20 protein-coding genes are annotated in these 23,065 nt (G+C 69.3%); 11 read left to right on the plus strand and 9 right to left on the minus strand.

All coding sequences use genetic code 11. The features are described from left to right. Positions 1-9 precede the first annotated feature (9 nt). The 8 genes from KF941_RS10860 to KF941_RS10895 all read right to left on the minus strand — a co-directional run bounded on the left by KF941_RS10860 (position 10) and on the right by KF941_RS10895 (position 8,426). Positions 10-243, minus strand: a complete 234-nt coding sequence (locus tag KF941_RS10860) for a cytochrome C oxidase subunit IV family protein (RefSeq protein WP_036751948.1) — start codon at positions 241-243, stop codon at positions 10-12. A 3-nt stretch (positions 244-246) separates the two neighbouring features. Further along, positions 247-783 (minus strand): cytochrome c oxidase subunit 3, encoded by a 537-nt coding sequence (locus KF941_RS10865; RefSeq protein ID WP_214273322.1) that lies wholly within the window; start codon positions 781-783, stop codon positions 247-249. Beyond that, a complete protein-coding gene (locus tag KF941_RS10870) occupies positions 783-2,699 on the minus strand; it encodes a nitric oxide reductase D protein (RefSeq protein ID WP_214273323.1) in 1,917 nt (638 codons plus the stop codon). The genes KF941_RS10865 and KF941_RS10870 overlap by 1 nt, the downstream gene beginning before the upstream one ends. Positions 2,700-2,713: 14 nt before the next feature. Then, the gene (locus KF941_RS10875; RefSeq protein WP_036751956.1) at positions 2,714-3,526 is read right to left on the minus strand and encodes a CbbQ/NirQ/NorQ/GpvN family protein; all 813 of its coding nucleotides are present in this window, start codon (positions 3,524-3,526) and stop codon (positions 2,714-2,716) included. Between the two features lie 3 nt (positions 3,527-3,529). After that, positions 3,530-4,918 (minus strand): cbb3-type cytochrome c oxidase subunit I, encoded by a 1,389-nt coding sequence (locus tag KF941_RS10880; protein ID WP_036751959.1) that lies wholly within the window; start codon positions 4,916-4,918, stop codon positions 3,530-3,532. 12 nt (positions 4,919-4,930) lie between these two features. After that, the gene (locus KF941_RS10885; RefSeq protein WP_036751962.1) at positions 4,931-5,383 is read right to left on the minus strand and encodes a cytochrome c; all 453 of its coding nucleotides are present in this window, start codon (positions 5,381-5,383) and stop codon (positions 4,931-4,933) included. Positions 5,384-5,457: 74 nt separating this feature from the next. Next, positions 5,458-6,384 carry an FAD:protein FMN transferase gene (locus KF941_RS10890; protein ID WP_214273324.1) on the minus strand — a complete coding sequence of 309 codons (927 nt, stop codon included), beginning with the start codon at positions 6,382-6,384 and terminating at the stop codon, positions 5,458-5,460. Further along, positions 6,381-8,426 (minus strand): NosR/NirI family protein, encoded by a 2,046-nt coding sequence (locus KF941_RS10895; protein ID WP_214273325.1) that lies wholly within the window; start codon positions 8,424-8,426, stop codon positions 6,381-6,383. Before KF941_RS10895 ends, KF941_RS10890 begins: the two co-directional genes overlap by 4 nt. A gap of 126 nt (positions 8,427-8,552) precedes the next feature. Here KF941_RS10895 and KF941_RS10900 point away from each other — a divergent pair, with 126 nt between their 5' ends. The 11 genes from KF941_RS10900 (at position 8,553) to katG (ending at position 19,959) form a co-directional block, all read left to right on the plus strand. After that, a complete protein-coding gene (locus KF941_RS10900; RefSeq protein WP_072461088.1) occupies positions 8,553-10,343 on the plus strand; it encodes a nitrite reductase in 1,791 nt (596 codons plus the stop codon). 64 nt (positions 10,344-10,407) lie between these two features. After that, complete coding sequence (gene cobA / locus KF941_RS10905; RefSeq protein ID WP_072461155.1) at positions 10,408-11,268, plus strand: uroporphyrinogen-III C-methyltransferase; 861 nt, start codon at positions 10,408-10,410, stop codon at positions 11,266-11,268. After that, a complete protein-coding gene (locus tag KF941_RS10910) occupies positions 11,261-11,572 on the plus strand; it encodes a cytochrome c (protein WP_036751969.1) in 312 nt (103 codons plus the stop codon). The genes cobA and KF941_RS10910 overlap by 8 nt, the downstream gene beginning before the upstream one ends. After that, on the plus strand, positions 11,569-12,720 hold the full coding sequence (locus KF941_RS10915; RefSeq protein ID WP_214273326.1) for a cytochrome D1 domain-containing protein: 1,152 nt from the start codon (positions 11,569-11,571) through the stop codon (positions 12,718-12,720). The genes KF941_RS10910 and KF941_RS10915 overlap by 4 nt, the downstream gene beginning before the upstream one ends. Position 12,721: 1 nt before the next feature. Continuing rightward, positions 12,722-13,696, plus strand: a complete 975-nt coding sequence (locus tag KF941_RS10920; protein WP_036751974.1) for an AsnC family transcriptional regulator — start codon at positions 12,722-12,724, stop codon at positions 13,694-13,696. Beyond that, a complete protein-coding gene (locus KF941_RS10925) occupies positions 13,693-14,166 on the plus strand; it encodes an AsnC family transcriptional regulator (protein WP_214273327.1) in 474 nt (157 codons plus the stop codon). The genes KF941_RS10920 and KF941_RS10925 overlap by 4 nt, the downstream gene beginning before the upstream one ends. Next, a complete protein-coding gene (locus KF941_RS10930) occupies positions 14,163-14,645 on the plus strand; it encodes an AsnC family transcriptional regulator (protein WP_036751981.1) in 483 nt (160 codons plus the stop codon). The genes KF941_RS10925 and KF941_RS10930 overlap by 4 nt, the downstream gene beginning before the upstream one ends. Positions 14,646-14,657: 12 nt before the next feature. After that, entirely contained in the window at positions 14,658-15,881 is a 1,224-nt protein-coding gene (nirJ, locus tag KF941_RS10935; RefSeq protein WP_036751984.1) for a heme d1 biosynthesis radical SAM protein NirJ, read from the plus strand. After that, positions 15,856-17,310 (plus strand): nitrite reductase, encoded by a 1,455-nt coding sequence (locus KF941_RS10940; RefSeq protein WP_214273328.1) that lies wholly within the window; start codon positions 15,856-15,858, stop codon positions 17,308-17,310. The genes nirJ and KF941_RS10940 overlap by 26 nt, the downstream gene beginning before the upstream one ends. Next, the gene (locus tag KF941_RS10945) at positions 17,267-17,533 is read left to right on the plus strand and encodes a hypothetical protein (protein WP_036751990.1); all 267 of its coding nucleotides are present in this window, start codon (positions 17,267-17,269) and stop codon (positions 17,531-17,533) included. The genes KF941_RS10940 and KF941_RS10945 overlap by 44 nt, the downstream gene beginning before the upstream one ends. A gap of 254 nt (positions 17,534-17,787) precedes the next feature. Continuing rightward, positions 17,788-19,959: a catalase/peroxidase HPI gene (gene katG, locus KF941_RS10950; protein ID WP_214273329.1), complete on the plus strand. Its 2,172-nt coding sequence runs from the start codon at positions 17,788-17,790 to the stop codon at positions 19,957-19,959. A gap of 655 nt (positions 19,960-20,614) precedes the next feature. Here katG and KF941_RS10955 read toward each other — a convergent pair. Continuing rightward, a complete protein-coding gene (locus KF941_RS10955) occupies positions 20,615-22,816 on the minus strand; it encodes a primosomal protein N' (protein ID WP_214273330.1) in 2,202 nt (733 codons plus the stop codon). Positions 22,817-23,065: the final 249 nt, after the last annotated feature.

A 23,065-nucleotide genomic window follows, 5' to 3' on the forward strand; every position in this document is an offset into this window, starting at 1 on the left:
GCAGGGTCGTCATATGACGTGCAGCCCCCAGACCAGCGCCAGCCAGATCGCCAGCGGCACGGTAAAGGCCGCGCGCCAGCCCGAGCCCCGGCCGAGATGCAGGAAGCCGCCCAGGATCGCGCGGGCCTTGAGGAACGCCACCGCCAGCAGCGCCGCCGCCGCGGCAGGGCCGGGCACGAAGGCCAGCGCCGTGGTCGCGGCGGTCAGCGCCAGCAGGGTCAGCCAGATGCGCGTCAATTCCATCCCCTAGCCCAGCAGATAGACCGGCGGCAGGATCAGCACCCAGACCAGGTCGACCATGTGCCAGAAGGCCGCGCCCGCCTGCACCTCTTCGGGGCGCAGCCGGATCGCGACCAGCGCCAGCACGCCGATGCCGAACAGCACATGCGCGGCGTGAAAGCCGGTCAGCAGGTAGTAGAAGGTGAAGAACGGATGGCTCTCCATCCCCAGGCCCGCGCGCAGGTCGCCGGCATATTCCACCGCCTTCACCGCCAGGAAGGCCGCGCCCCCCAGGGCGGCCAGCGCCAGCCCGATGCGCGCGCGGCGGCCGTCGCCGCGGTGGCAGGCGCGCTCGGCCAGGGCGGCGCAGAAGCCCGAGCTGACCAGGATCGCCGTGTTCAGCGCCGCCATCCAGCCATGCAGCTGCGCCTGCGCCGCGGCAAAGCCGGCCGGGTCGGTCAGCCGCACCCCGGCCATGGCGGTGATGCCGGCGGCAAAGACCAGCAGTTCCGAGGCGATCAGCACCCACATGATCGGCTCGCCCGGCAGATCCTGGACCCGCATCACGCCACCAGCTGGCGATAGATCACCGGCAGGGCCGCCAGCAGCCGGTCGGGATGCGGGATCAGCGAAAAGCCGCCCTGGCCGAAGATGCGGGGAAACCAGCTTTTCGCGTCGCGGTCCACGGTGATGCCATGCACGGCATGGCCGGCGCGCCGCGCCTCGCGCACCGCCATGGCGCTGTCCTCGATGCCGTGGCGACCCTCGTAATGGTCGAGGTCGTTGGGCTTGCCGTCGGTGATGACCAGCAAAAGCCGCCGGCTGCTGGCCTGCTGCGCCAGCCCGGCCGAGGCATGGCGGATGCCGGCGCCGAGCCTTGTATAGAAGCGCGGCCGCAGCCCGGCGATGCGCCGTTCGACCGCGGCGCCCATCGGCTCGTCGAACTCCTTGCAGGCGGTCAGGAACACCCGGTCGCGCTTCAGCGAGGAAAAGGCGTTGACCGCGAAACGGTCGCCGCAGGCATCCAGCCCCCAGGCCAACGCCGCCAGCGCCTCGCGCTCGATCTCGATCACCGCGCGGCCCGTCACCGCGCTTTCGGTGGAACGCGACACGTCGAGCAGGATCGACACCGCAAGGTTGCGCGCAAGCGGCCGGGACTGGCGCCAGATGCGGTCGCTGCCCTGGCCGGTGGCGCGCAGGTCGGCGGCGGCGCGGACGGTCAGCTCGGCGTCCAGTTCCTCGCCGTCGCGGTGGCCGGTGGTGGTGACGCGGCCGGGACGCAGCGCCTCGAACTGGCGGCGCACGGCGCGGATGCGGGTTTGCGCACGGGGGTCCGGGGTCAGCGCCTCGTCATGCTCGGGCGCGCGGTTTTCCAGCACGCGCACATGATCGGCAAGGTAGCGGCCGCGCCGCGCATCCCATTCGGGATAGGTGCGGATGCCGGCGACCGCCTCAAGATCCGCATCCTCGGGCGCAAGATCGAGATGCAGCCGCAAACGCGTCGCCGGTGCCTTCGACACCTGGCCAAGGCCCAGTTCTTCCTGATCCTCGGCCGCCTTCTTCGCGTCGTCCTGATCGTCATCGTCGACATGCCGGTTGAGGTTCATCAGGTCGGCCCAGCTCAGCAGGGCCTCGAACTTGTGCAGGATCAGGCTGTCGCGGCGCTGCGGCTGGTCGCTCTGCCGGCGGCGGGCGCGGAACATGCGCGCGCTGGCCGGATCGGCGGCGATGCCGTCGGGCGCATCGCCCGGCGCCGCGGCCAGCGTCGTCTCGGGCAGGGCCAGGTCGGGCCAAAGCGGCACCGGCCGCATCGGGTGATAGTCGCGCGGCGCCCTGGCCTGCGGATCGTCCAGCTCGGCCAGCCAGTCGCGGGCCAGGGGCGGCAGCGGCGCGGGATCGCCCAGAAGATGGCGCGCCAGCGCCTCGACCACCGCCTCGGCCGGGGGCAGCGGCGGGTCGGGGCGCAGGGACAGCACCAGCCTGGCCAGATCGTCGTAAAGCCCGGCCAGGCCCGGCGCATCCTCCAGCGTCGCCGCGACGGCCCGGCGCGCCGCGCCCAGCCGCGCCAGGTCGCGGCACAGCGGATCGTCCTGCGGCGGCACCGGGTTGCCATGCGCGGCGCAGGCCGCCAGCCACAGGTAAAGCGCCCCGTTCGCCTGGCGCGAGGGCAGCGCCGTCAGCCGTTCCGGCAGGCGCAGGATCTCGCCGTCGAAACTTGCGCGCGGCACCATCTCGGCCGGGGTGCCCAGCCGGCGAAGCCAGCCGATGCGATGATGCGATGCCTGGGCGGCGGCGGGCCGGATCTCGACCCCCGCGCCGCCGCCCAGGGCCCGGAACAGCACCGCGAGCCGCCCCGAGACCTCGGAAAGCGCCACCGCCTGATCCTCGAACGCCTCCGGCGCGCCGAAGCTGCTGGCCCAGACGTGCCAGAGCTTGCCGACGGTTTCCTCGGGTTCCCAGGGTTCCAGGTCCAGGCCCATGATGGCGTCCTCCCTTAGCCGAAGATCGCCGCGGCCAGGTCGCGCAACCCGCGCTTGACCTCGGCATCGTCGGTCAGGGGCTCGATCATCGCCGCCTCGATGGCGCGGTCCAGGGACATGCCCCGCGCGACCAGGCTGGCGGCATAGACCACCAGCCGGGTCGAGACCCCCTCTTCCAGATCCTGGCCCTTGAGGCCGCGGATCTTGCCCGCCAGCCGCACCAGCCCCAGGGTGCGGTCGCGGTCGAGGCCGCTTTCGCGGGCCACGATCTCGGCCTCGCGCCGGGGTTCGGGAAAGTCGAACTCCATGGCCACGAAGCGCTGCCGGGTCGAAGGCTTCAGCGTCTTGAGGATGTTCTGGTAGCCGGGGTTGTAGGAGGCGACCAGCATGAAGCCGGGCGCCGCCTCGATTTCCTCGCCGGTGCGGTCGATGGGCAGGATGCGGCGGTCGTCGGTCAGCGGGTGCAGAACGACGGTCACGTCCTTGCGCGCCTCGACCACCTCGTCGAGATAGCAGATCGCGCCCTCGCGCACGGCGCGGGTCAGGGGACCGTCGGTCCAGACCGTCTCGCCGCCCTTGAGCAGGTAGCGGCCGATCAGGTCGGCCGCCGACAGGTCGTCATGGCAGGCCACGGTGTAAAGCGGCCGGCCCAGCCGCGCCGCCATATGGGCGACGAAGCGCGTCTTGCCGCAGCCGGTCGGGCCTTTCAGCAGCACCGGCAGGTCGTTCGCGGCGGCGGCCTCGAAGACCGCGACCTCGTCGCCCTGCGGCAGGTAGAAGGGGGCGTCGGCCGCCCCGTTCCGTTCGGGTTTCGCATAGGCGTTCATGGCTTACTCCGCAGCCTCCAGATGGCCGTCCTTGTGCGCCTGCACCGGGCCGGCTGTGACCACCTCGCGGCGCGGGAACAGCACCGCATAGATGAAGAGCAGCGCGCCCAGCACCACCGCGACGCCCGAGCCGAAGCGCATCCAGTAAAACAGCGCCAGCCCGTCCTGCACGTCCATGAAGAACCCGCCCTCGACGCGCTGCAGATGGGTCTGCACCGTGCCGGCGAAGGTCAGCGTCACCGTCATGAACACCATGCCCGAGGACATCAGCCAGAACGAGGCCATGTTCAGCACCTGGTTGTAGGGGTCGCGGTTCTTCATCAGCGGCATGCAATAGGTCACCAGCGCCAGCACCAGGCAGACATAGGCGCCATAGAAGGCCAGGTGGCCATGCGCGGCGGTGATCTGCGTGCCGTGGGTATAGTAGTTCACCCCGTGCAGCGTGTGCAGGAAGCCCCAGACCCCGGCCCCGAAGAAGGCCAGCACGGTGCAGCCCAGGCTCCAGACCAGCGCCGCCTTGTTCGGGTGGTCGCGCCGGCCCTTCCAGACCATGACGAAGGCAAAGGACATCATCGCGAAGAAGGGCACGATCTCGAAGCTCGAGAAGATCGAGCCGATCCACTGCCAATAGGCCGGCAGGCCGATCCAGTAGTAATGGTGCCCGGTGCCCAGGATGCCCGAGAACAGCGCCGTGGCGACGATGACGTAAAGCCATTTCTCGACCACCTCGCGGTCCACGCCGGTCAGCTTGAGCATCAGGAAGGCGAGGATGGCGGCCATGATCAGTTCCCACACGCCCTCGACCCACAGGTGGATCACCCACCACCAGTATTGCTTGTCGAGGACCAGGTTCGCCGGGTTGTAGAAGGCAAAGAGCCACAGCAGCACCAGCCCCCACAGGCCCATCAGCAGCACGTTCGTGACCGCCGTCCGCCGGCCCTTCAGCGCGGTCATGCTGACGTTGTACATGAAGATCACCGCGGCCACGGCGATGCCGACCTTGACCCATTTCGGTTGCTCCAGGAACTCGCGCCCCTCCTTGCCCAAAAGCCAATGGCCATGGAAAAGGTCGAACAGATAGGTCACGACAACGCCCAGCGTGCCCAGCACGAAAATGCCCAGCTGGATATAGGCCAGCATCGGCGAATGGATTTCGCGCTCGGCCTCTTCGGGCAGGATGTAATAGGTCGCGCCGAAAAAGCCCAAGAGCAGCCAGACGACCAGGCTGTTGGTATGCAGCATCCGCGCGATATTAAAGGGCAGCAATTCGGACAGGAAATTCGGGCTGACATAGATCCAGCCCATGATCAGGCCGAAAATCACCTGAACGGCGAAAAGCGCCATGGCCACCAGGAAATAGGCATAGGCGATGCGTTGCGAATGGTATCTCATCGGTTTTCCCCCTCAGCCCGCGTCGTTCGGTGGCCAGTTCTGGGTGTTGATCGTGCCGGTCCACAGCAGGAAATCCGACAGCGCCCGGAATTCCTCGTCCGTCAGATCGAAGCGGGGCATCTGGCGGCGGCCCTCGATTCCGGTGGGCATGGATTCCATCCAGCCCTTCAGCGTCTCGAAGGCGGATTCGGGATCATCCTGCACGCCCCAGCGTTTCATCACATTGCCAAGCTCGGGGGCGAAATAGGCGCCCTCGCCCAGGATGGTATGGCAGTCAATGCAGGCGTTGCGTTCCCAGATATGCTTGCCCTCGGCGACCGAGGGGGTGAGCTGGCTTTCATCCACTGCCTTGGTGCGGGCATAGATATGGCTATGCACGGTTAACGCGCCAAAGATCAGGATGAAGAATATGGACCCGCCGTAGAAGACGTTCCGGGCCATGTTCTTGGTCATGATTTCGCTCATGACGCGGGTCCCCTATCTGTTGTTTTCGATACGACCTCACTGTCCGGCAAGCGTGAGTCGATCATTGATGAAAGTCAAGCGAGGCAAAAGCTTGAGGTCTTGCCGGGAAATTCCGCATGCGGCGCGGGGATCGCCAGCTCGATCCGGCAGCCCGGCAGGCGCGCCAGCGCCGCGCAGGCGGCCTCGGGCGGCATCAGGCAAAGCGCGGTCGAAAGCCCGTCGGCCAGGGCGGCGCTGTCGGCGCTGACCGAGATCGTGTCCCAAGGCGGCGCCCCGCCGTCCGGCGCCAGGATATGCGGCAGGCCGCGCGGACCGATCAGCGTGCCGCCGGGCGACGAGGTCGCCAACGCCCGGTCGCCCAGCCGGATGCGGCGGTGTTCGCGCCCTGCGGCATCGGCCAGCCCCACCCGCCAGCCCCGCGCACCCAAGGCCCGCATCTCGCCCGCGTCGATCAGCAGGTCGGTCAGGCCGTGGCGCGCGGCCGCCCCGGCCAGCCTGTCGGCGGCCCAGCCCTGCGCCAGGCCGTTGAAGGTCAGCGCCATGCCGGGGCGGGCCAGCCGCACCTCGGCCCGCGACCAGGCGACCGAATCCCAGCCGGCCAGGGCACGGGCCGCGGCCTCGTCCCCGCCCTGCGCCCGCGCCAGCCACAGCGGCTGCACGGTCGGGTCGAAAGCGCCGCCGGTGGCGCGATGCAGCCGGTCGGACAGGGCCAGCAGCTCGACCATGCCGGCGGCGGGAAAGCGCAGCCGCCCGTCGCGGTTCAGCCGCGCCAGGTCCGAATCGCGATGCAGCGAGAACAGGTTTTCGACCTGGGCCAGCAGCCGCGCCGCCTCGGCAAAGAAGCCGCGCGCCTGCGCCGGGCCTGCGCCATGCAGCCGCAGGGTGACATCGGCACCCATGGCGCGGCCCCGCCATTCCTGGGAAGGCGCGGCGGGTGCGGCGCCTGCCATGCCGGGCAGCGCGGCGCAGGCGGTCAGCAGCAGGAAGCGACGGCGGTTCATGGCGCATCTCCGGTCGGGGCGGGGCTGCGGGCGCGGCGCTTGAGCACCGGGCAGGTGCCGGGGTCGTTCATCACCACCTGGCAGCGCAGGCACAGCACGCATTCGTTGGGGTTGATCCGGCCCAGCGGGTCGATGGCGCCGACGGTGCATTTCGTCTCGCACAGCCGGCATTCGCGGCCGCATTGCGGGCGGCGCTTGAGCCAGTCGAAGATCTTCAGCTTCGCCGGGATCGCCAGCCCCGCGCCCAGGGGACACAGGTAGCGGCAATAGAACCGCTCGATGAACAGCCCGCCCGCCAGCACCGCAAGCGCGAACAGCACGAAGGGCCAGGCGCGCAGGAAGCGCATCGAGATCGCGGTCTTGAACGGCTCGACCTCGGCCAGGATCAGCGCCTGCTCCATGCTGTAGAAGCTCAGCGCGACGATGGCGACGAACAGCGTATACTTGATGACCCATAACCGCTCGTGCAGGGCCTGGGGCACGGCAATCTGCCGCACCCCCAGCCGCTGGGCGGCGGCGTTCATCAGCTCTTGCAGCGCGCCGAAGGGGCACAGCCAGCCGCAGAACACGCCGCGGCCCCAGAACAGCAGCCCCAGAGCGACGGCGGACCAGATCAGGAAGATGATCGGCTCGATCAGGAAGGTCTCCCAGCGAAAGCCGGACAGCAGCGCGTTCAGGAAGGCCACCACCTGCACCACCGAAAGCTGGCCGTTCAGCCCCCAGCCCAGCACGAAAAGCGTGGTGGCCAGAAAGCCCAGCCGCACGCGCCGCCACAGCATCGGCCGGCGCACCAGCGCCTCTTGCCCGAACAGGATCAGCGCCAGCACGAACAGCATGGCGCCGACGATGGCGATGCCGGGGATCTTCTTTTGCCAGAACTCCTGCCACAGCGGGACGGCGGGGGCCTCGGCGACGGCATAGGCCGCGGGCAGGCGGATGGTGGCGCGGATGGGCAGCGTGCCTTCGCCCCCCGCGGCCAGCGGCCGGGTCGCCGTCACCACCAGGTCGAAGGGCCGGCGCGGGTCGATGCCGCCGGCGGCGGGGTCGATGTTCAGCCGGAACAGGCTGATTTCCTTGAAGGCCGGTGCGTCGGCCAGCGCCAGCGTCTCGGCCATGACGAAATCGCCGTCGCCCGGCTCGATCCGCAGCGCGCCCTGTTCGAAAGCGATGCGCTCGAACCGGCCCGAGCGGCGCCATTCCGTGCCGCGCGGGCTGTAGAGGCCGCGCGACAGCACCGCCACCAGCGCCTGTCCCGGCTGCAAGGCGCCCACGGCGGCGGTGAAGTCCTGCGCGCCCAAGAGGTTGCGCCCGACGGTCGGCGGGTCGATCAGCCCGGCATAAAGGTCGAGGAACGGCGCCTCCGATGGCTCGACCGGCACCTTGGCGCCGGCAAAGGCCCGCGCCGCCTCGGCCATCGAGACCGAGGCATGGCCGAATGCCCCCTCGGCCAGCAGTTCGGCCCAGGTGGCGGGGCGGTAGCCCACGCGGTCGATGCCGCCGCCGCCCAGCCCCTGCGCCTGCGCCAGCACCCGGCCGCTGCGCAGGATGCCGTCGCGAATCACCCCGGTCGAGACCGTCGCGCGCGAGATCACCGGCGGCAGCCCGCGATCCCGCCCTTGGCCCTGCGACAGGTCGACGCCGCGGAACCCGTCCACATAGGCGGCGATATGCGCCTGCGAGATCCCGAGGCTCAGCACCGGCTCGGTCTGGCGCACCAGCCTGGCGCCGGCGATGACCCCCTTGGGCGTGACCGCGACCAGCACGTCCAGCGGCTTGCCGGAATAGCCGGTGGTCGCCGCGATCTCCCAGGTCGAGCCGATCATGCCCAGCGCCCGGCCGTCGCGGCTGACGCTCCAGCCCGGCACCGGGGTTTCGCGGCGGTCCAGGACCACCGGCCCGTCGGCGCCGAACAGCGCCTGCGCCAGCCGCGCGTCGGGGGCGGCGGGCGGTTCGGCCCAGGCGGGCAGAATCAGCAGGACCAGCGCCAGAAGCGCCGGCAGCAGGCGGCAGGGTGCAACAAGATATTTGACGGGCATCGCCATCCGCATCCCAGGGTTTTCCTGCTGATCGCGCGAATGCCGCAGCCCGGCCTTAACAATGGTCAAAGCCTTGCGCGCAAATTCCGCACAGGAACGACGGGAACGCGCGCCAGCAAATAGGAAAGCCAGATGAGACAAAGGACTCCATTCGCCAGACCCGGCCTTCTGGCCTCGGCAGCCCTGGCCCTTGTCCTTGGGCCGCTTGCGGCCTCCGCACAGGAACAGGCCGCCCCGCCAAAGGATCCAGCCGCCGCGCTGGAGGACCACAAGACCCGCACCGACAACCGCTACGAGCCCTCGCTGGACAACCTTGCGCAGCAGGACGTCGCGGCGCCGGGCGCCCCCGAGGGCGTCCCCGCCCTGTCCGATGCCCAGTATAACGAGGCCAACAAGATCTATTTCGAACGCTGCGCCGGTTGCCACGGCGTCCTGCGCAAGGGCGCGACCGGCAAGGCGCTGACCCCCGACCTGACCCGCGAGCTGGGCTTCGACTACCTGCAAAGCTTCATCACCTACGGCTCGCCCGCGGGGATGCCGAACTGGGGCACCTCGGGCGACCTTTCGGCCGAGCAGGTCGACCTGATGGCAAACTACCTGCTTCTTGACCCGGCCGCGCCGCCGGAATTCGGCATGAAGGAGATGCGCGAATCCTGGAAGGTGCATGTCGCGCCCGAAGACCGCCCCACCCAGCAGGAAAACGACTGGGATCTGGAAAACCTGTTCAGCGTCACCCTGCGCGACGCCGGCCAGATCGCGCTGATCGACGGCGCCACCTACGAGATCAAGTCGGTCCTCGATACGGGTTATGCGGTCCATATCAGCCGGCTGTCCGCCTCGGGCCGCTATCTGTTCGTGATCGGCCGCGACGGCAAGGTCAACATGATCGACCTGTGGATGAAGGAGCCCACCACCGTCGCCGAGATCAAGATCGGCTCGGAGGCGCGTTCCATCGAGACCTCGAAGATGGAGGGCTGGGAGGACAAATACGCCATCGCCGGGGCCTATTGGCCGCCGCAATACGTCATCATGGACGGCGAGACGCTGGAGCCGAGAAAGATCCAGTCCACGCGCGGCATGACCTATGACGAGCAGGAATATCACCCCGAGCCGCGCGTCGCCGCGATCCTGGCCAGCCACTACCGGCCCGAGTTCATCGTGAACGTCAAGGAAACGGGCAAGATCCTGCTGGTGGACTATACCGACCTCGACAACCTCAAGACCACCGAGATCAGCGCCGAGCGCTTCCTGCACGACGGCGGCCTGGACGGTTCGCACCGCTACTTCATCACCGCGGCGAACGCCCGCAACAAGCTGGTGGTGATCGACACCAAGGAAGGCAAGCTGGTCGCGATCGAGGATACCGGCGGCCAGACCCCGCATCCGGGCCGCGGCGCGAACTTCGTCCACCCGACCTTCGGGCCGGTCTGGGCGACTTCGCACATGGGCGACGATTCGGTGGCGCTGATCGGCACCGATCCCGAGGGCCATCCCGACAATGCCTGGAAGATCCTGGACAGCTTCCCGGCACTGGGGGGCGGCTCGCTGTTCATCAAGACGCACCCGAATTCGCAATACCTCTATGTCGATGCGACCCTGAACCCCGAGGCCGAGATCTCGGGCTCGGTCGCGGTCTTCGACACCAAGGCGATGACGGGCGACGACTCGGACCCCGAGTTCACCACCCTGCCCATCGCCGAATGGGCCGGCATCACCGAGGGCCAGCCCCGCGTCGTGCAGGGCGAGTTCAACAAGGACGGCACCGAGGTCTGGTTCAGCGTCTGGAACGGCAAGGACCAGGAATCGGCGCTGGTCGTGGTGGACGACAAGACGCTGGAGCTGAAGCACGTCATCAAGGACGAGCGGCTGGTGACGCCCACCGGCAAGTTCAACGTCTACAACACCATGACCGACACCTATTGAGCGGTCACAACCCAGGTGGGGGCGTTCGCGCCCCCGCCCCGGCAGTATTTCAATGGGGTTCGACATGGCCGGCAAGACGGTGACGGGCGGCGCGGCGCCAGGCATGGCCGCGCGCAACTTGAACGATGCGGCAGCGGGCAAGGCACGGATGGGCAGGGTCGATCTGATCGGCGCCGGTCCGGGCGACGCCGAGTTGCTGACGCTGCGGGCGCTGCGGCTTTTGCAGCAGGCGGATGTGGTGGTGCATGACCGGCTGGTCTCGGACGAGGTGATGGCCTGCATCCCCGCCCATGTCCGGCGCATCCCGGTGGGCAAGGCGGCGGGCTTCCATCCCGTGCCGCAGGATGAGATCAACGCGCTTCTGGTCGAGCTGGCCCTGTCCGGCCTGGCCGTGGCGCGGCTCAAGGGCGGCGATCCGACCATCTTCGGCCGCGGCGGCGAGGAGTTCGAGGCCGTGACCCGCGCCGGCATCCCCTGCGACTATGTGCCCGGCATCACCGCGGCGCAGGGCGCGGCGGCCTCGGCCCGGTTTCCGCTGACGCATCGCGGGCTGGCGACCGGGCTGCGCCATGTCACCGGCCACCGGGCGCGGGACGCGGCGCTGGACCTCGACTGGGCCTCGCTGGCCGATCCGCAGACCACGCTGGCCGTCTACATGGGCGCGGCGAACATGGCCGAGATCGCGGCCCAGCTGATCCGCCACGGCATGCCGGCCGACCTGCCGGTGCTGGCCGTGTCGCAGGCCAGCACCCCGCAGGAACGGCGGCTGCGCGCCACGCTGTCGGGCATCGCCGCCGCCCTGGCGCGCGAGCCGCTGCCGGCGCCGGTGCTGTTCATCGTCGGCCATGTCGCGGCAATGGCCGAGGATTGCGCCCTGCCGCAGGGGCTTTACCGCCCGGAATGGCGGCTGGTGGCGCATGGCTAGGCTGGCGCTCCTGCTGGTGCTGCTGGCCGGGACCGCTGCGGCGGGCCCGCCCGATGCCGCGCGGCAGGACCAGCTGCGCCATCTGGTGCGGCAGGATTGCGGATCGTGCCACGGCTTGCGGCTGACCGGCGGGCTCGGCCGGCCGATCACCGCCCAGGCGCTGGCCGGGCGCGATGCCGAGGATCTGAGCGGCGTGATCCTGGACGGCATGCCCGGCACCGCCATGCCCGGCTGGCGCCCGCTGCTGACCGAGGACGAGGCGCGCTGGATCGCCGATTACCTTCTGACGACGGAGACGCAATGATGCTCAAGCCATTCCTGGCCGCCCTGATGATCGCCAGCCCGGCGCTGGCCGACGAGTTGCGCGGCACCGGCGACCTGGGCCTGGTGGTCGAGCGCGAGGCCGGCTCGCTGCTGGTCGTGGACCGCAGCGAGCGCGCCGCGCTCGGCCGGATCGAGGGGCTGGGCGACCTGTCCCACGCGAGCCTGGTCTATTCCCCCGACGAACGCTTCGCCTATGTCTTCGGCCGCGACGGCGGGCTGACCAAAGTCGACATCCTGACCCGGCAGGTGGTCCGCCGCGTGGTGCAGGCCGGCAATTCCATCGGCGGCGCCATCTCGGACGACGGCCGTCTGGTCGCGGTCGCGAATTACGAGCCGGGCGGCGTCAAGGTCTTCGACGCCGAGACGCTGGAGCTGGTGGCGGACGTGCCGATGGGCTCCAAGACCGTGGGCATCGCCGATGCGCCCGGCTCGCGCTTCGTGGTGGCGACCTGGGACACGGGCGAGGTCTGGATCCTCGACCATTCCGCCGATCCCACGCAGCCTGCGGTGACGACGCTGGAAGGCATCGGCGCCAACCCCTATGACGCGCTGCTGACCGGCGACGGGCGGCACTATATCGTCGGGCTCTTCGGCGAAAAGGGACTGACGCAGGTCGACCTGTGGCAAGACCCGCCCAAGATCACGCGCTTCCTGCCCGACTACGGCAAGGACCAGCCCGACCTGCCGGTCTACAAGATGCCGCATCTGCAAGGCTGGACCCTGGCCGACGGGCTTTTCGCCCTGCCTGCCGTGGGGCTGCACCAGCTGCTTTGGGTCGATGCCGACGGGCTGGCCGAGATCGGCCGCACCGAGCTGGCCGGCCAGCCGGTCTTTGCCCTGGCCCGCCCCGACCAGCGCGAGGTCTGGGTGAACTTCGCCCCGCCCGACAACGACAAGCTGCAGGTGGTGGACGTGCTGACCCACGAGGTTCTGGACACGCTGACCCCCGGCAAGGGCGTGCTGCACATGGAATTCGCCCCCCGCGGGCGCGAGGTCTGGCTGTCGGTCCGCGACGAGAACCGGGTCGAGATCCGCGACACCCGCACCCGCGAGGTTCTGGGCGAGATCGAGGCCCGCGCGCCCTCGGGCATCTTCTTCACCGATCGCGCCCATCGCACGGGGTTATGACATGGATGATCTGGACCTGCGCCTGCTGGACGGTTTCCAGCGCGACCTGCCGCTGGAGACCCGGCCCTTCGCCGCCATCGCCCACCGCCTCGACACCAGCGAGGCCGAGGTGATCGCCCGCCTGACCCGCCTGCGCGACGAGGGGCTGATCGCCCGCATCGGCGCCACCTGCCGGCCGAACACCGCCGGCGCCTCGACGCTCGCCGCGCTGCGCGTGCCGGTGCGGCGCATCGACAAGGTCGCGGCGCTGGTCGGGGCCGAGCCCGGCGTCAACCACGCCTATCTGCGCGAGGGCAGCGACTGGAACCTGTGGTTCGTCGCCACCGCCCCCGATGCCGCCGCGCTGGAGGAAAGCCTGGCCCGGATCGAGACGGCGACGGGGCTGCTGCCCTTGTCGCTGCCGCTGGTGCGGGCCTTCAACATCGACCTGGGCTTTCCGCTGCTCGGCCCGCGCCGCGCCATGGCGCTGGACCGGCCCGCCGACCTGGCCGCGCTGCGCCCGCGCGACAAGGCGCTGATGCAGGCGCTGACCACCGGGCTGGCGCTGGTGCCGCGCCCCTTCGTCGCGCTGGGACAGGCGCTGCACCGCAGCGAGGCCGAGGTGATCTCGCGCATCCGCGCGCTGGCCGAGGCCCGCATCCTGACCCGCGTCGGCGTGATCGTGCGCCATCGCGCACTCGGCTGGACCCAGAACGCCATGGTGGTCTGGCGCCTGCCCGAAGCCGCGGTCGAGGCCGCCGGCACGGCGCTGGCCGGGGTTCCCGGCGTGACGCTGTGCTATCAGCGCCGCTGCGTGCCGGGGCTGTGGAGCTGGCCGCTGTTCTGCATGATCCACGCCCGCTCGCGCGCCGAGGCGATGGAGGTGCTGGTCCAGGCCCGTGCCCTGCCCGAACTGCAAGGCGTGCCGCATCGCATCCTGTTCTCGACCCGCTGCTTTCGCCAGCGGGGCGCCGTCATCGCCGAGGTTGCCGCATGAGCCGCCAGACCCTGCCCCCCGAGGCGCTGGACGATACCGACCGCGCCATCCTGAACAGCCTGCAAGAGGGGTTTCCACTGACCCCCCGCCCCTTCGACGATGCCGGCGCGGCGCTTGGCCTGACCGGCGCCGAACTGATCGAACGGCTCGAACGCCTGCGCGCGATCGGCGCCATCACCCGCTTCGGCCCGTTCTACGACGCCGCGGCGATGGGCGGGGCCTTCTGCCTTTGCGCGCTTTCCGCGCCGCAGGCGGATTTCGACCGCATCGCCGATCTGGTCAACGCCCATCCCGAGGTGGCGCATAACTATGCCCGCGACCATGCGCTGAACATGTGGTTCGTGCTGGCCACCGCCACGCCCGAAGCCATCGCCGAGACCGCCGGGCAGATCGAGGCCGAGACCGGGCTGACCGTCTGGCGCTTTCCCAAGCTGCAGGAGTTTTTCATCGGCTTTCGGGTGGCGGCATGACGGTCCTGGACGATACCGACCGCCGGCTGATCGCCGCGACGCAAGCCGGGCTGCCGCTGGTCGAGGCGCCCTATGCCCGGATCGCCGCCGACCTGGGCCTCACCGAAACGCAGGTCATCACCCGGCTGTCGGTCTTGCATGCGCGCGGCGTGATCCGCCGCATCGCCATCGCGCCCAACCACTACGCGCTGGGAATGACCGCGAACGGCATGAGCGTCTGGGACGTCGAGGACGCGCAGGCAGCCGGCCTTGGCGAAAAGGTGGGCGCGCTGGATTTCGTGACGCATTGCTACCTGCGGCCGCGCGCGCCGGTCTGGCGCTACAACCTGTTCGCCATGCTGCACGGCCAGAGCCGCGCCGAGGTCGAGCAAAAGCGCGCCCAGGTCCGCGCGCTGCTGGGCGCCGCCTGCCGGGCCGACGACATCCTCTATTCCACCCGGATCCTGAAAAAGACCGGCCTGCGCCTGAAGGACGGCTAAGAAAGGCAAACCATGTTCCGCCTGACCCAATACATGCAGCAGCTTCTGGACCCCTCGCCGCCGCGCCGCCGCAGCCGGCCGGATGCGGTCCGCCCGGTGGTGATCTGGAACCTGACGCGCAGCTGCAACCTGAAATGCCGCCATTGCTATACCGTCTCGGCCGACCGGCCGTTTCCGGGCGAGCTTTCGCATGACCAGGCCATGGCGGTGCTGCGGGATCTGTCGGATTTCCGCATCCCGGCGCTGATCCTGTCGGGGGGCGAGCCGATGTCGCGCTTCGACTTCTGGGAACTGGCGGCCGAGGCGCGGCGGCTGGATTTCCGCCACCTGTCGCTGTCCACCAACGGCACCAAGATCAATGCGCAGAACGTGGACCGGCTGGCCGGGCTGGGCTTCGACTATGTCGGCATCTCGCTGGACGGGATCGGCGCGGTGAACGACTGGTTCCGCGGCGTCGAGGGCGCCTTCGACCAGGCGCTGGCCGGCGTGCGCGCCTGCAAGGCGCAGGGCGTCAAGGTGGGCCTGCGCTTCACCATCACCGAGGGCAATGCCCATCACCTGCCCGCCATGCTGGACCTGTGCCGCGACGAGGGCGTGGACAAGTTCTACCTGTCGCATCTGGTCTATGCCGGTCGCGGCGACAAGCACCGGGGCGAGGATACCGAGCATGCCCGCACCCGCCGCGCCATGGACCTGCTGATCGCCCGCGCCTGGCAGGCGGTCGAGCAAGGCGAGCCGCTGGAGGTCGTCACCGGCAACAACGACGCCGATGCGGTCTATTTCCTGCGTTGGGCCGAGACGCGCTTTGCGCCCGCCGCCGTCGCGCATCTGCGCGCGCATCTGGAGGCCTGGGGCGGCAATTCCTCGGGGCTCGGGGTCGGCAACATCGACCCGCAGGGCCGCGTCCATCCCGATACCTATTGGTCGGACTATACGCTTGGCTCGGTCAAGGAACGGCCGTTTTCCGCGATCTGGACCGGGGACGACCCGATCCTGGCCACGCTGCGCACCCGGCCGCGGCCGCTGAAGGGGCGCTGCGGCGCCTGCGCCTATCAGGCGGTCTGCGGCGGCAATACCCGCATCCGCGCGCTGCAACTGACCGGCGACCCATGGGCCGAAGATCCGGCCTGCTATCTCTCGGGCTCCGAGATCGGCGCCGAGGGCGCCGACCAGGGCCGCCTTGCCGTCACGCCTTTCCGGGGAAAAAGCCATGATCCGGCCCATCGTTTCCTTTAGCCTGCTGCTTGCCCTGCCGCTGATGGCGCAGGCCGACCCCGCCGCCGACTATGCCGAACATTGCGCCGCCTGCCATGGCGAGGACCGGCTGGGCGGCACCGGCCCGGCGCTGATCCCCGAGACGCTGGGGCGGGTGAAGGGCATCGACGCGGTGATCGCCCAGGGCCGGGTCTCGACCCAGATGGAGGGCTTTGCCGACCGGCTGTCGCCCGAGGCCATCGCGGCGCTGGTCGGCTATGTCACCGCGCCGCTGGACCACCGTCCGCATTGGGACGCCCAGCAGATCGCCGCCAGCCGCGAGATGAATGCCGACTACCGCCCGGCGGACAAGCCGGTCTTTGCCGCCGATCCGCTGAACATCACCCTGGTGGTGGAGACCGGCGACCATCACGTCAGCGTGCTGGACGGCGACACGTTCGAGGTCCTGGACCGCTTCGCCACCCCCTTCGCCGTGCATGGCGGGCCGAAGTTCAGCCCCGACGGGCGCTTCGTCTACATCATGTCGCGCGACGGCTGGGTGCAGAAATACGACATCTGGTCGCTGGCCGAGGTCGGCCGCATCCGCGCCGCGCTGAACAGCCGCAACATCGCCATCAGCCCGGACGGCCAGCGCATCGCGGTCGCGAACTACCTGCCCGAAAGCCTGACCATCCTGGACGCCGACCTGAATCCGCTGCGGCTGATCGAGACCGAGGTCGGCGGCACCCCCAGCCGGGTCAGCGCCGTCTACCAGGCGCCGCAGCGCCGCAGCTTCGTGCTGGCGCTGAAGGACGCACCCGAGATCTGGGAGGTGGCGACCGCCGACCTGGCCATCCGCCGCATCCCGATCGACGAGCCGCTGGACGATTTCTTCTTCTCGCCCGACTACCGCCAGCTGATCGGCGCCAACCGGGCGGGCGACAAGGGCGTGGTGATCGACCTGGACGACGGGCACAAGGTGGCGGAACTGCCTTTGCCGGGGATGCCGCACCTGGGCTCGGGCATCACGTGGGAACGGGGGGGCCGCCGCGTCATGGCCACCCCGCATCTGGGCGAGGGGGTGATCTCGGTCATCGACATGCAGGACTGGAGCCTGGTCAAGCAGATCAAGACCGACGGCCCCGGCTTCTTCCTGCGCGGCCATGCCGCCAGCCCCTATGTCTGGGCGGACGTCTTCTTCGGCCCGCACAAGGACGAGATGCATGTCATCGACAAGGAGACGCTGGAAATCGTCAAGACGCTGGCGCCCTTTCCCGGCCAGACCTTCGCCCATAGCGAATTCACCCGCGACGGCAGCCATGTCCTGGTCTCGTTGTGGGAGGACGAGGGCGCGGTCGTGGTCTATGATGCCGGGACGCTGGACGAGGTGAAACGGCTGCCGATGCGCAAGCCTTCGGGGAAATACAATGTCTGGAACAAGATCACCTTCGAGGACGGAACCAGCCACTGACGGCTGGCCGGCCTGGAAACTGGCGCTGCTGTTCTATCCCTTCGCGGCGGCGGCGGTCTGGATCAACCTGTTCATGCTGTCGCTTCTGGCCAGCTGGATCGGCCTGCCGGTGCTGCCGCCGATGCAGGCCGCCGGCGCCGCGCTGCTTCTGGGCGTGCCGGCGGGCTGGGCCTCGGGGCGCTGGATCCGCAGCCTGATGGACCGCGCCCGGCCGCGCGACTGACCCTTTTCACCGGAAAGGCGGCCCCCCTGCGCCCGGCCGGCGCAAGGGGGCGCGAAACTGCGGCACCATACATAATAAAAAGTTATTAAAACTATTAAAACTTATAAATTCCAACAATTTCGGAAGCTGCTAGAACCTGTCTCCAGAAGGTGCGTAGATTCGAAAGAGCCATCCGTCGCAGCCACAAGAAGGCCGCGATCCGCACCGGTCAACCAGCGCCGCCCCGCGGCGCGGCCCAGCAAAGGAGAGCTAGCATGGACGGCAACGATATTCCCTCGACGGGCAAATGCCCCGTCATGCATGGCGGCAACACCGCCATGGGAACCTCGAACATGGATTGGTGGCCGAATGCGCTGAACCTGGACATCCTGCACCAGCATGACCGCAAGACCAACCCGCTCCAGGACTTCACCTATCGCAACGAGGTGCGCAATCTCGACTTCGACGCGGTCAAGCGCGACCTGCATGCGCTGATGACCGACAGCCAGGACTGGTGGCCGGCCGACTGGGGCCATTACGGCGGGCTCTTCATCCGCATGTCCTGGCACGCCGCCGGCACCTATCGCATCGCCGACGGCCGCGGCGGCGGCGGCACCGGCAACCAGCGCTTCGCCCCGATCAACTCGTGGCCCGACAACGTCAGCCTGGACAAGGCGCGCCGCATCCTGTGGCCGATCAAGAAGAAATACGGCAACCGCCTGAGCTGGGCCGACCTGATCATCCTGGCCGGCACCGTCGCCTATGAGAACATGGGCCTCAAGACCTATGGCTTCGCCTTTGGCCGCGACGACATCTGGCACCCCGAGAAGGACACCTACTGGGGCGCGGAAAAGGAATGGCTGGCGCCCCAGGACGAGCGCATGGGCAATGCCGATGACGCGACCTCGATGGAAAACCCGCTGGCCGCGGTGCAGATGGGGCTGATCTATGTCAACCCCGAAGGGCCGAACGGCCAGCCCGACCCGCTGAAGACCGCCGCCCTGGTGCGCGAAACCTTCGCCCGCATGGCGATGAACGACGAGGAAACCGTGGCGCTGACCGCCGGCGGCCACACCGTCGGCAAATGCCACGGCAACGGCAAGGTCGAGCTGCTGGGCGCCGACCCGGAAGCGGCCGATGTCTGCGAACAGGGCCTGGGCTGGGCCAATTCCAACAAGTCGGGCAAGGGCCGCTATACCATGACCTCGGGCATCGAGGGCGCCTGGACCACCCATCCGACCCAATGGGACAACGGCTTCTTCTACCTGCTCTTCACCTATGACTGGGAGCTGCGGAAATCCCCCGCCGGCGCCTGGCAGTGGGAGCCGGTCAACATCAAGGAAGAAGACAAGCCGGCCGATGTCGAGGATCCCTCGATCCGCTACAACCCGATCATGACGGATGCCGACATGGCGATGAAGATGGACCCGATCTATCGCGAGATCTCGCTGCGCTTCTACAACGACCCGGACTATTTCTCGGAAGTCTTTGCGCGGGCCTGGTTCAAGCTGACCCATCGCGACATGGGGCCGAAGGTGCGCTATATCGGCCCCGAGGCGCCGACCGAAGACCTGATCTGGCAGGATCCGGTGCCCGCCGGCAACCGCGAATGGAACATCGCGGGCCTGAAGGCGCGCATCGCCGAAAGCGGGCTGACGGTGGCCGAGATGGTGGCGACCGCCTGGGACTCGGCGCGCACCTTCCGCGGCTCGGACAATCGCGGCGGCGCCAATGGCGCGCGCATCCGCCTGGCCCCGCAAAAGGACTGGGACGGCAACGAACCCGACCGGCTGGCCCGTGTGCTGGCGGTGCTGGAGCCGCTGGCGGCCGAGTTCGGCGCCAGCCTCGCCGACACCATCGTCCTGGCCGGCAATGTCGGCGTGGAACTGGCGGCCAAGGCGGCGGGCTATGAGGTCGAGGTGCCCTTCTCGCCCGGCCGCGGCGACGCCACGGATGCGATGACCGATGCCGACAGCTTCGCGGTGCTGGAGCCGATCCACGACGGCTATCGCAACTGGCTGAAAAAGGACTATATCGTCGCCCCCGAAGAGCTGATGCTGGACCGCACCCAGCTGATGGGGCTGACCGCACCCGAGATGGTGGTCCTGGTCGGCGGCATGCGGGCCATGGGCACCAATCACGGCGGCACGCGCCACGGCGTCTTCACCGACCGCGAAGGCGCGCTGACCACGGATTTCTTCGTGAACCTGACCGACATGGCCAATACCTGGGCCAAGGCCGGCGACCACTACGAGATCCGCGACCGCAAGACCGGCGTGGTGAAATGGACGGCGACGCGGCTGGATCTGGTGTTCGGCTCGAACTCGATCCTGCGCTCCTATGCCGAGGTCTATGCCCAGGACGACAACGGCGGCAAGTTCGTCGCCGATTTCATCGCCGCCTGGGTGAAGGTGATGGAGGCCGACCGCTTCGATCTGCGGTCGTAACCGGACTAAACCCCTGGGCGGCGCCCGGCGACGCTTGCCCAGGGGTTCGGTAGTGGTAACGATTGCAGCCCCAGGGACCAACGGTCCCTGGGGATTTTTCATGCCGCGATCGGTGCGACCCCCGCGCCCGCCCGGTCCGACCCATCTGGAGCCGGAGATCATGCAGGCTCGCCGGTCTTTCGCGGCCGGGCCCCGATCCGCGATCTCGGCGCTGCAGGAAAGCTCGCGGGGAGTATTTGCAGAACGAAGAAGATGCGGGCGGGGCGCTGCATCGGCCAGCCGCTTGCGCCGGTCATGCGAGCCGCCGCAGGGCCGGGGCGCGGCTTGCGCTTGCAGAAAGCTTTGCGGATCGATGTCCACCGCCAGCCGCAGATTGGCTGGGTGCTTCGGCGCCAGACCCAGCCATGCGAAGAAGATGCGGGCGGGCGCTGCATCGGCCAGCCGCTTGCTCTGGTCATGCGAAACCGCCGCAGGGCCGGGGCGCGGCTTGCGCTTGCAGAAAGCTTTGCGGATCGATGTCCACCGCCAGCCGCAGATTGGCTGGGTGCTTCGGCGCCAGACCCAGCCATGCGAAGAAGATGCGGGCGGGCGCTTTGTCGGCCAGCCGCTTGCGCTGGTCATGCGAGCCGCCGCAGGGCCGGGGCGCGGCTTGCGCTTACAGAAAGCTTTGCGGGTCGATGTCCACCGCCAGCCGCAGGTTTGTGGGCGGCTTCGGCGCCAGGCTCAGCCATTGCGAGATCGCGCCTTGCAAGGGTGCCTGCCGCGGCGCCCGGATCAGCATCCGCACCCGATAGCGCGCGCGGATGCGGGCGATGGGCGCGGGCGCGGGACCGAAAAGCTCGGCGCCGATGGTGCGCAGGGGCTCGGCGCGGCGGGCCAGCTCGCGGGCGTAATCCTCGACCACGGGCTGGTCGGGATGCGACAGGATGATCCCCGCCAGCCGGCCGAAGGGCGGCATCCCCGCCGCCTGGCGCGCCGCCGCCTCGGCATCCCAGAACGCCTCGTCCTCGCCCGACAGGATGGCGCGGATCACCGGGTGGTCGGGCTGGTAGGTCTGCAACAGCGCCAGCCCCCGCGCATCGCCGCCCTCGCGCCCGGCGCGGCCGGCGACCTGCCGCATCAGCTGGAAGCTGCGCTCGGCCGCGCGCAGGTCGGCGCCTTGCAGGCCCAGGTCGGCGTCGATCACGCCGACCAGCGTCAGGCGCGGGAAATTGTGGCCCTTGGCGACGATCTGCGTGCCGATGATGATGTCGGTGCCGCCCGCGCCGATCTCGGCGATCGCCTCCTTCAAGGCCCGCGCCGAATGGAACAGGTCCGAGGACAGCACCGTCGACCGCGCCTCGGGGAAGCGCTCGGCCACTTCCTCGGCCAGCCGTTCCACCCCCGGCCCAATGGCGGTCATCTTGCCCTCGACCCCGCAACTGGGGCAGGCCACCGGGATCGGCTTGGTCGCCCCGCATTGGTGGCAGACCAGGCGGTTCTGGAAGCGATGCTCGACCATGCGGGCGTCGCAATGGTCGCAGCCGATCTGCTGGCCGCAGGCGCGGCAGGCGGTGATCGGCGCATAGCCGCGCCGGTTCAGGAACAAGAGCGACTGCTCGCCCCTGTCGCGGCGCGCCGCGATCTCGGCGGCCAGGCGCGGGCTGATCCAGCGGCCCTTTTCCATCTCTTGCTGGCGCAGGTCGATGGTGCCCATCTCGGGCAGGTCCGCCGTGCCGTAGCGGGCGCGCAGGTCCAGGCGGCGATATTTGCCGGTGGCCGCATTCACCCAGCTTTCGACCGAGGGTGTGGCCGAAGCCAGCACCACCTGCGCCTGCTCGACGCTGGCGCGCAGCACCGCCATGTCGCGGGCGCTGTAATAGACGACATCCTCTTGCTTGTAGCTGGAATCGTGCTCCTCATCGACGACGATCAGGCCCAGGTCGGCAAAGGGCAGGAACAGCGCCGAGCGCGCGCCGACCACCAGCCCGACATGGTTCTGCGCCGCCATGGTCCAGAGCCGCCGCCGCTCGCTGCGGGTGATGCCGGAATGCCATTCGCCGGGCCGGGCGCCGAAACGCGCCTCGACCCGGTCCAGGAACTCGGCCGAAAGCGCGATCTCGGGCAGCAGGACCAGCGCCTGCCGGCCCTGGCGCAGGCATTCCGCCACGGCTTCCAGATAGACCTCGGTCTTGCCCGAGCCGGTGACGCCGCGCAGCAGCGTGGTGCCATAGGCGCGGCTGCGCAAGGCGTCGCGCAGGGCCTCGGCCGCCTCGGCCTGGTCGGCGGCCAGCGGCTTGCCCGGCAAGGCGGGGTCCAGCTGCGGATAGGGGGTGTCGCGCGGCGCCAGCACCTCGGCCAGCGTGCCGGCCTTGACCAGCCCCTGCACCACACCCGGACTGACCCCGGCCAGCTGCGCCAGCTCGCCGGGCGCAAAGCCGGCGCCGCCGTGATCCTCGATCACCCGCAGCACGGCGGCGCGGGCATCGGTCATGCGCGCGGGCACCGGCCCGGCGCGATGGATGATGCGCCGGGCCGAGGGCGGCTGGTCCAGGTCCGGCGCCCGCGTCGCCATGCGCAGAAGCGAGGGCAGCGGCGTCAGCGTGTATTCGCCCATGCGGGTCAGGAACTCGATCATCCCCGGCGCCAGCGGCGGCGCATCGACCAGCCGCGCCACCGGCCGCAGCCGCGCCGCATCGAAATCGCCGACACCCGGTCCCCAGACCGCACCCATCACCCGGCGCGGACCCAGCGGCACCACCACCAGCTGGCCCAGCCGCACGCCGCCCTCGGGCGCGAGATAGTCCAGGACCCCGACCACCTCTTGCGTCAGCACCGCGATGCGCGCGCCATGGGGATAGAAAAGCGGCGGGGACATCTCAGACCGGCAGCGAGGCCCAGCCGATCAGCAGCAGCAGCGGCCAGTTGCCCACCAGCAACGGTCCGGCGGCCAGGGCCGGCAACAGGGCGACGAGATCGGGCTGAAAGGCTTCCAAGTCATTCTCCGGTTGCATGCGGCGGGGATAGTGGCATGCAAGACCTCTGCCCCGCAAGCCGCGCGGCCCGGACTTCACGCGCGGGCTGTTATGCGCTAAACCCACGGCAAAACCGCAAGAAGGGCTTCCCC

The organism is Paracoccus sp. pheM1 (assembly GCF_018499825.1).
Classification (GTDB): Bacteria; Pseudomonadota; Alphaproteobacteria; order Rhodobacterales; family Rhodobacteraceae; genus Paracoccus; species Paracoccus versutus.

Coding starts and splice junctions, on each gene's coding strand:
- KF941_RS10860 (WP_036751948.1), bottom strand. CDS start 243: ATGGAATTGACGCGCATCTGGCTGACCCTGCTGGCGCTGACCGCCGCG.
- KF941_RS10865 (WP_214273322.1), bottom strand. CDS start 783: ATGCGGGTCCAGGATCTGCCGGGCGAGCCGATCATGTGGGTGCTGATC.
- KF941_RS10870 (WP_214273323.1), bottom strand. CDS start 2,699: ATGGGCCTGGACCTGGAACCCTGGGAACCCGAGGAAACCGTCGGCAAG.
- KF941_RS10875 (WP_036751956.1), bottom strand. CDS start 3,526: ATGAACGCCTATGCGAAACCCGAACGGAACGGGGCGGCCGACGCCCCC.
- KF941_RS10880 (WP_036751959.1), bottom strand. CDS start 4,918: ATGAGATACCATTCGCAACGCATCGCCTATGCCTATTTCCTGGTGGCC.
- KF941_RS10885 (WP_036751962.1), bottom strand. CDS start 5,383: ATGAGCGAAATCATGACCAAGAACATGGCCCGGAACGTCTTCTACGGC.
- KF941_RS10890 (WP_214273324.1), bottom strand. CDS start 6,384: ATGAACCGCCGTCGCTTCCTGCTGCTGACCGCCTGCGCCGCGCTGCCC.
- KF941_RS10895 (WP_214273325.1), bottom strand. CDS start 8,426: ATGGCGATGCCCGTCAAATATCTTGTTGCACCCTGCCGCCTGCTGCCG.
- KF941_RS10900 (WP_072461088.1), top strand. CDS start 8,553: ATGAGACAAAGGACTCCATTCGCCAGACCCGGCCTTCTGGCCTCGGCA.
- cobA (WP_072461155.1), top strand. CDS start 10,408: ATGGCCGGCAAGACGGTGACGGGCGGCGCGGCGCCAGGCATGGCCGCG.
- KF941_RS10910 (WP_036751969.1), top strand. CDS start 11,261: ATGGCTAGGCTGGCGCTCCTGCTGGTGCTGCTGGCCGGGACCGCTGCG.
- KF941_RS10915 (WP_214273326.1), top strand. CDS start 11,569: ATGATGCTCAAGCCATTCCTGGCCGCCCTGATGATCGCCAGCCCGGCG.
- KF941_RS10920 (WP_036751974.1), top strand. CDS start 12,722: ATGGATGATCTGGACCTGCGCCTGCTGGACGGTTTCCAGCGCGACCTG.
- KF941_RS10925 (WP_214273327.1), top strand. CDS start 13,693: ATGAGCCGCCAGACCCTGCCCCCCGAGGCGCTGGACGATACCGACCGC.
- KF941_RS10930 (WP_036751981.1), top strand. CDS start 14,163: ATGACGGTCCTGGACGATACCGACCGCCGGCTGATCGCCGCGACGCAA.
- nirJ (WP_036751984.1), top strand. CDS start 14,658: ATGTTCCGCCTGACCCAATACATGCAGCAGCTTCTGGACCCCTCGCCG.
- KF941_RS10940 (WP_214273328.1), top strand. CDS start 15,856: ATGATCCGGCCCATCGTTTCCTTTAGCCTGCTGCTTGCCCTGCCGCTG.
- KF941_RS10945 (WP_036751990.1), top strand. CDS start 17,267: ATGTCTGGAACAAGATCACCTTCGAGGACGGAACCAGCCACTGACGGC.
- katG (WP_214273329.1), top strand. CDS start 17,788: ATGGACGGCAACGATATTCCCTCGACGGGCAAATGCCCCGTCATGCAT.
- KF941_RS10955 (WP_214273330.1), bottom strand. CDS start 22,816: ATGTCCCCGCCGCTTTTCTATCCCCATGGCGCGCGCATCGCGGTGCTG.